Below are 6521 nucleotides of genomic sequence, written 5' to 3'. Positions count from 1 at the left end.
GGCACGTGTCCGATGCAGTATTTGTCTGTTGACACGCGGCAGTCCCAATGATTCCGAAGTCAGGTTGGCGCGCAGCCAGGCAGAGACCTTCCGTTGTACTGGCAGTCGGAGCAACGCTATTGATCGGCGGAGCATTGTTTGCGCTTTATCGTCATGGACGGCGAGAACGTGATCTCTACGAAAGCGAATAGTTAGAGTCGCGGAACTGCACGGCGGGTATTGTCAGAGGCGCTGCAGGCGCCTCTGACAGTCGGAGTGCTACTTACTTTTTGGAACCTCCAGGCAATACAGCTCCAAGAATCTGCTTAGCGGTTTGCACAATGACGCCAGCTTCATCCGGATCGCCTTGCAACAAGGTCGAGGCAAATTTCTTCGCCTGTTCCAGTTTGATATGCGGCGGGAGTGGCGGCACATCCGGGTCAGTCTTGAATTCGATCAGCACGGGAGTATCTGAAGCCAATGCTTTTTCCCAGGCGTCGGCAACGTCCTCTTCGCGATCTACAAAAATGCCCTTCAGCCCGATGGAAATGGCGAACAGGTGATAGGGTACGTCGGGAATGTTTTGCGAGGCTTCGAATTTCGGATCACCCTCCATGACCCTTTGCTCCCAGGTGACCTGATTGAGGTCTTCATTATTGAAGACAGCACAAATCCATTTCGGGCTTTTCCATTGCCGCCAATATTTGGCGACGGTAATCAACTCAGCCATGTTGTTCATCTGCATCGCACCATCCCCCACCAAGGCAATCACGGTACGTTGCGGGTGAGCGAATTTCGCCGCAATCGCATACGGCACAGCGGCGCCCATGGATGCCAGGCCACCGGAGAGCGAACACATCATGCCGCTCCGAATCTTCAAGTCGCGCGCGAACCAGTTGGCGCACGACCCTGAGTCACTGGTGATGATGGCGTGCTCAGGAAGGCGCGGTGAGAGTTCGTAAACCACCCGTTGCGGGTTGATCGGATTAGCCTTGGCCAAGGCGCGTTTTTCCAACGTTTTCTCCCATGTGGCGTGCCAGCCTTCCACCTTTTTACGCCACTTGCGTGAGGTCTTGTGCTCCAGCAATGGCAGCAGCGCCGCCAGAGTTTCGGCCGCATCGCCCACCAGATTCACCTCCATCGGATAGCGCAAGCTCAGCATGTCCGGTTGAAGATCAATCTGAACCCCGCGCGCCTGGCCTTCTTTAGGCAGAAATTCGGAATAAGGGAAGCCTGACCCGATCATCAGCAAGGTGTCGCACTCGGTCATCAACTTGTAGCTTGTCTCGGTACCGAGCAAGCCTATGCTGCCGGTGACCCACGATAAATCGTCAGGCAGAACCGCTTTACCGAGCAAGGCCTTGGCCGCGCCGGCACCGAGCTTCTCGGCAACGGCAATGACTTGATCGGTCGCAGCCAACGCACCAGCGCCCACCAGGATGGCGACCTTCTCGCCGGCATTCAGTACATCCGCCGCTCGTTGTAGATCCGACTCATACGGAACGACCCTCGGCTTGCTATAACCAACCCCTGAATGAACGGTACCGTGTTCCCTTCCGGGCGCTTTATACTCGGCTTCCTGCAAGTCATTGGGTAGGATCAGTGCAGTCACCCTACGCTCGCCAATCGCAGTACGCACTGCCCGGTCAACCAAGTGACGGACTTGCGACGGCGTCGAGGCTTGTTGCACGAAGGCACCGGCGACATCCTTGAACATCGACAGCAAATCCAGCTCTTGCTGATAGTGTCCGCCAAGCGCTGCACGGGCTTGCTGACCAACGATGGCCAACACCGGCATATGATCCATTCGCGCATCGTATAGACCGGTGATCAAATGGGAAGCGCCGGGGCCAGAGGTCGCAATGCATACGCCTAGCTCTCCGGTGAACTTGGCGTGAGCGGAGGCCATGAACGCTGCCATCTCTTCGTGCCGGGCCTGAACGAATTCGATCTTTCCTTGGGCACGACTTAGCGTACCAAAAACCCCATTGATACCGTCACCCGGATAACCAAAAATCCGCGTCACGCCCCATTGGCTGAGTCGTTCAACCAGAAAATCGCTGACTGTCGTTGTCATTAAGATCCTCGTCTTTCACCGATGCATAGAGTCGCTGCTGGAACGGGAGTGCAACTCAGCTAACCTTGTCGCTGTCCTGTTCAGGCGTTTCATGGCCAAGTTCATCTTCAAGGGCGTGGGGGTAACCTGGTAATCCCCGAGCGTCATTGTGCGCTTGGCGATGGCCTGGCAACTTTCCTTTCTTGTCCCAGTCGGTAGTGGCATTCGGGTCTTCATTACGACCAGCTGTGCCTAGCACGCAGCCGTCATCATTGGGGTCGCTCTGATCCTCTATGGGAATGTCCGGGGTCGGTGGATGAGTTTTCATAGATGCCTCCAATGCAAGGTCATGAGACTCTTTGGAGATACGGCCGGCGCCAGAGTGCAGCTCAATTGACGAATGGTGAACGCGACTTTCACCACCGATTTCAAGGTCAAATTGACCAGTCGTCTTGAAAAGCGCCGCGCTCAACCGGGGTAGCCCACGACCCCAAGACCGAAAGGATCTAAAGCATCTGAAGGCATGGGGTATACACTCATTGGTGAGCCCCTAGCCAATAAATTAGGTTAAGCCCTATCAAGCGCGTACCTTCGCGGCGCTTCCTCATTTACACTTTAGACAAAAGTCATTTGGCTGGCTCCCGTCGAGACAAGCCACATGCTATCTACTTTAGAAATCCGTCACTTGATAGAACAAAGTTTTCTGCCCACTCGTTGCGAATGTACAATCGATTCGGGAACCGCTCTGACTGTAAGATTTTTCCACAACACTTCGAATCAAGAAATTCTTGTTGTCACTGGTATCTCTTTAGCTCAACTGTGTAACGGGCTTGCCATCGCAGGTCTTGTTGAAGGACTACGACAGGATCTTGAATTCGTTTCTTGTGCTCCTGGCTATACAGTTAGTGATCCAGGTTCTACGTTGCACCGGCGGTGATAGAAGTTGACTGCATTTTAACTGATGGCACTGCAACGCTTTAATTTCTTCGAATGAGATGAAGTAACTTCCATCAAAATCTCGCGGACATTCGAGCATGATTATGAAGCGGTTCCTGATTGTTACACTCACCCTAGCCATCATCGGCGCGATGACCTATGGACTGCTCCAATGGAAAGCCATCGACAAGCAGAATCAAGAATTTTTCGTGCAATGAAGCGAAGCAAACCTTAAAAAAAGTGGAGATTCGCGCTCGAGCGCTGGATGCCGGCATGACCGTAGAGGACGCCTCCATCCACCACGAGCAACTCACCGGTGATGTGACTCGCTTCAGGTTCATTGCCACATGGTCACGGCAAGCCACGGTGGCCGAGAACATTCGTGTTAATGCAGCCATGGTACGCAGCGTGCTCGCCGCCATTTGCCGAGCCAAGAGCGTTGAGCACGTAGCACTGGTTACTGGGCTGAGACACTACCTCGGCCCATTCGGAGCGTATGGTAAAGGTAGCCTTTCGCAAACACCGTTCCGTGAGGAGCAGGGTCGTTTGGATGTCGAGAATTTCTATTACGCCCAGGAGAACGAACTCTTCGCTGCTGCTGAAAAGGACGGCTTCACTTGGAGCGTTCATCGCCCGCATACCGTCACCGGAGTCGCCGTAGGCAATTCGATGAATATGGCAACCACCCTCGCCGTCTATGCCTCGATTTGCAAATAAACCAATCGCCCTTTTGTATTTCCCGGATCAAGAGTGCAGTGGGACAGCCTTACCGATATGACGGATGCTCGGCAGTTGGCGAAACAACAACTGTGGGCGGCCACTACGCCTGCTGCGGCTAATCAGGCATTCAATGTTATTAATGGCGATGTATTTCGTTGGAAGTAGATGTGGAGCCGAATTGCCGATTACTTCGACATGCCTGCTGCCGATTATCCTGCTTCACTCTCACCCCTTGAGAAGCAGATGGCTGACGACCAAGCCATATGGACGCAAATAGTCGCGGAACACGGTTCGAAAGAATCTGATATTAGTCGCCTAGTGTCCCCATGGCACACCGATGCAGATCTTGGTCGACCAATCGAAGTTGTCACAGATATGTCGAAAAGCCTAGCCATGGGCTTCACTGCCTACCAGGCGAGTGATCAAGCATTTTTCGACATGTTCGACAAACTACGCGAGATGAGCTTGATACCCTAGGTCGTGCCAGAACGGATAGGCCATCCGCCATGCGGGTTGATTCAGGAAGAGCTCGGGACAGGCGAGATATCATCTACGATCTACGAACCAGATCATCAAGGAAGATACCGATGCCAGATAGCTCGGAAGCGAATATAGCCACCGCAGACGCTCTCACACTGCTGCTGCACAACCAGCACGCAATATGCGCAGCCATTGAAGAAGTGACAAAGTGGCTCCTTGAGAGCGGATTAGAAAACATAGCCGCTAATGCAATCGGGGCGATGGAGACGCTGGACAAGAATGCCCAAGGCATCACTGATGCCATCATGCGCCTACGTCAATCTTAGGCGTAAAGGACATCCTGTCCGTCCTCCATTAGCCAGTCCCTAACGTCCCCATGAATCTTGCTCGTTCCTTCCAATGGACGCACTATGGCCTCACCCGACGTAGCCTGTTAAGGAAGTGCCATGTCTGTCTTTAGGATGATTGCCAGTCTCGGACTTGCGGGATTTATCTCAACCGCTGCTTACTCGGCTCATTTTGTGGGAGAGCAGATCGCATATCTGCATCAAAAGCTTTCTCATACGGCGGGAGCCTCTAATCTCGCAGCCGATTGGCCCGCGACAGAAGCAGCCCTCCCAAAGTTGGAAGACCAGCTTGCGGGCCACTTGCGGACGACGTATGCGGCAACGCTATCTGATTTCTCCACCGAACCAACCGTGCTACTTCCATCACGATAATTTCACATTTGCGGGTGTACGGTTGTGACAGCTCCTTAAGTGTTTCCCGACCCGTGCCCCCATCGCGGGTCTTTTTTTTGCCTAAAAAAGAGATGGCCGAGCCTTTTGTGATGCATGCACTCCACTCTCTGACTCTTCGGGCTAATCCTTATCTCGCACAGCTGCCCTGGCTAGTCCAACAGGACGCGTGCTGATACACGGTCAGCGTGGATCCCGTTGCTTATCCATCAATGCATGATCCGTCTCCTCCCGCACACGCTCAGGGTCTAGCCCGACGCCGTCATCATCAAGCGGACGTTCTCCTTCGTTATTCGGCAGCTCGTCAATCCCCTCCTCCTTCATTGGGTCACCTCAGTACGCCCAGGACTCAATGGATCAGGTGACGTGGGTATTAGGTTGTCCTCACCCATACCGCCTTGAAGCTTAGGATCGTGATTCAAACACCCCTATCAGTACCCTAAATGGTTGGGGCATGTAGCTAGGAGAGGGTTCGTATTTCGGAGTGTTCGATTTATCGGCTCACCTACGGTCGCCATCCTGCTATTAACCTTTCAGTCATCTCGATGGAACGTTGCGCCAGACCCCATCCTCTATCGCAACACCAGCGAATCTGAGGGCTTCATCATGATTGACCCAGCAACCGGTATGAAGGCAGGCGAGCGTTACATCGTAGAAAGTCTCGAACGCACAAGACATTTCCCAGGCTTCTTCCTCGACGGGAAATATTACCTTGGCCCCGAATTGATGACGGCCATAGGTTGGCTGGAAGGTCAGCAGTTTTATTACGATGAGCTTGATCCCACGGGTGAGCCGGTTTTTCCAAATCGACTTGCCGGCACGGTCGAAGACCTCACCCTCGTTCTCGCAGACGGTGCGCGTTTACCTTTAAACGAAATGCCCTACGAAGCAGAGATCGATCCCTCTGACATTCCGATCAGCCGTAATCCATCGTCATCGGGACATCGCCCTACTTCAACAAGCGATCAACAAGGAGTTGAGGGCGTCTGGATGTCAGGTAAACATCCCTATCCCATACTCCTGGCGGCGGGAGCAGCGCTATTACTGGGAATACTGTTTGGGGTCAAACAAGCTAAACGCCTTCCTACCCGAAAGCTGAGGTAGTCGTCCTTCGTGAATTCTCTGGAGAAGCGCCCTTTGAAAGGTCGTAGAGAAGTAATGCATCCAGTGACCCCAGACGGTCGTTACTTCGTTGTCCAAGGACAGCTGTGGCGATGTTCCAATCCTGCCCTGAAAGACGATGAGCGGCAGAGTCTTGTAAACGAGCTTATGGCAGCTCGACGTGACGTTAAGAAAGCAAAGGCTTCGGGAGACGCCTCGCAGGTTAAGTTGGCTCGGGAAAACGTACTAAAAGCCAAGGTAGCCCTCGGGGAACGGGGCCCTGTTTGGTGGAACGATGGGAGGCAAGACTTCAATATGCACCAGGTCACCAATTCACCCTATGCTGAGTGGTTCAGCTCGCTTCTTGAATCTGATTAATTTCCGGTTCAAGGTCGATATCTAATTAACACAGTCGGCTAACAAAAAAGGCCCTCAAGGGCCTTTTTTGCACTCAATGCTGGAAGACCGACTCTTTCAACACAATCGCCTTCCACGCGTCCCCACCGCAAGAG

General features: G+C 53.3%; 5 protein-coding genes and 3 pseudogenes. 5 read left to right on the top strand and 3 right to left on the bottom strand.

Annotation, left to right across the window (positions count from 1 at the left end; genetic code table 11):
• Positions 1-262: 262 nt before the first annotated feature.
• Entirely contained in the window at positions 263-2056 is a 1794-nt protein-coding gene (locus ORL50_RS22620; RefSeq protein ID WP_266018183.1) for a thiamine pyrophosphate-requiring protein, read from the bottom strand.
• 55 nt (positions 2057-2111) lie between these two features.
• The gene (locus ORL50_RS22615; RefSeq protein WP_266018181.1) at positions 2112-2363 is read right to left on the bottom strand and encodes a hypothetical protein; all 252 of its coding nucleotides are present in this window, start codon (positions 2361-2363) and stop codon (positions 2112-2114) included.
• Between the two features lie 330 nt (positions 2364-2693).
• On the opposite strand from ORL50_RS22615, the gene ORL50_RS22610 reads away from it, so the two are divergent.
• The 3 genes and pseudogenes from ORL50_RS22610 to ORL50_RS22600 all read left to right on the top strand — a co-directional run bounded on the left by ORL50_RS22610 (position 2694) and on the right by ORL50_RS22600 (position 4497).
• Entirely contained in the window at positions 2694-2972 is a 279-nt protein-coding gene (locus ORL50_RS22610) for a DUF1652 domain-containing protein (protein ID WP_266018179.1), read from the top strand.
• Between the two features lie 335 nt (positions 2973-3307).
• Positions 3308-4168: pseudogene (locus tag ORL50_RS22605) on the top strand (SDR family oxidoreductase); the annotation flags it as partial.
• Between the two features lie 110 nt (positions 4169-4278).
• Positions 4279-4497, top strand: coding sequence for a hypothetical protein (locus ORL50_RS22600; RefSeq protein ID WP_194693068.1), 219 nt, complete (start codon positions 4279-4281; stop codon positions 4495-4497).
• Between the two features lie 594 nt (positions 4498-5091).
• Here ORL50_RS22600 and ORL50_RS22595 read toward each other — a convergent pair.
• Positions 5092-5330, bottom strand: a pseudogene (locus ORL50_RS22595) (hypothetical protein).
• Positions 5331-5514: 184 nt separating this feature from the next.
• Here ORL50_RS22595 and ORL50_RS22590 point away from each other — a divergent pair.
• Together ORL50_RS22590 and ORL50_RS22585 are read left to right on the top strand one after the other, a co-directional pair.
• A pseudogene (locus tag ORL50_RS22590) lies at positions 5515-5773 on the top strand (short chain dehydrogenase); the annotation flags it as partial.
• A 293-nt stretch (positions 5774-6066) separates the two neighbouring features.
• Positions 6067-6387, top strand: a complete 321-nt coding sequence (locus ORL50_RS22585) for a hypothetical protein (RefSeq protein WP_054052538.1) — start codon at positions 6067-6069, stop codon at positions 6385-6387.
• The last annotated feature ends 134 nt before the right edge of the window (positions 6388-6521 follow it).

This window comes from Pseudomonas sp. RIT-562 (assembly GCF_026241895.1).
Taxonomy (GTDB): Bacteria; Pseudomonadota; Gammaproteobacteria; order Pseudomonadales; family Pseudomonadaceae; genus Aquipseudomonas; species Aquipseudomonas mandelii_F.
This window is presented reverse-complemented; position numbering and strand designations above follow the sequence as displayed.

Bases quoted from the DNA above. Each gene is read 5' to 3' on its own strand.
- ORL50_RS22585 (WP_054052538.1), top strand. From the start codon at position 6,067: ATGCATCCAGTGACCCCAGACGGTCGTTACTTCGTTGTCCAAGGACAG.
- ORL50_RS22600 (WP_194693068.1), top strand. From the start codon at position 4,279: ATGCCAGATAGCTCGGAAGCGAATATAGCCACCGCAGACGCTCTCACA.
- ORL50_RS22615 (WP_266018181.1), bottom strand. From the start codon at position 2,363: ATGAAAACTCATCCACCGACCCCGGACATTCCCATAGAGGATCAGAGC.
- ORL50_RS22610 (WP_266018179.1), top strand. From the start codon at position 2,694: ATGCTATCTACTTTAGAAATCCGTCACTTGATAGAACAAAGTTTTCTG.
- ORL50_RS22620 (WP_266018183.1), bottom strand. From the start codon at position 2,056: ATGACAACGACAGTCAGCGATTTTCTGGTTGAACGACTCAGCCAATGG.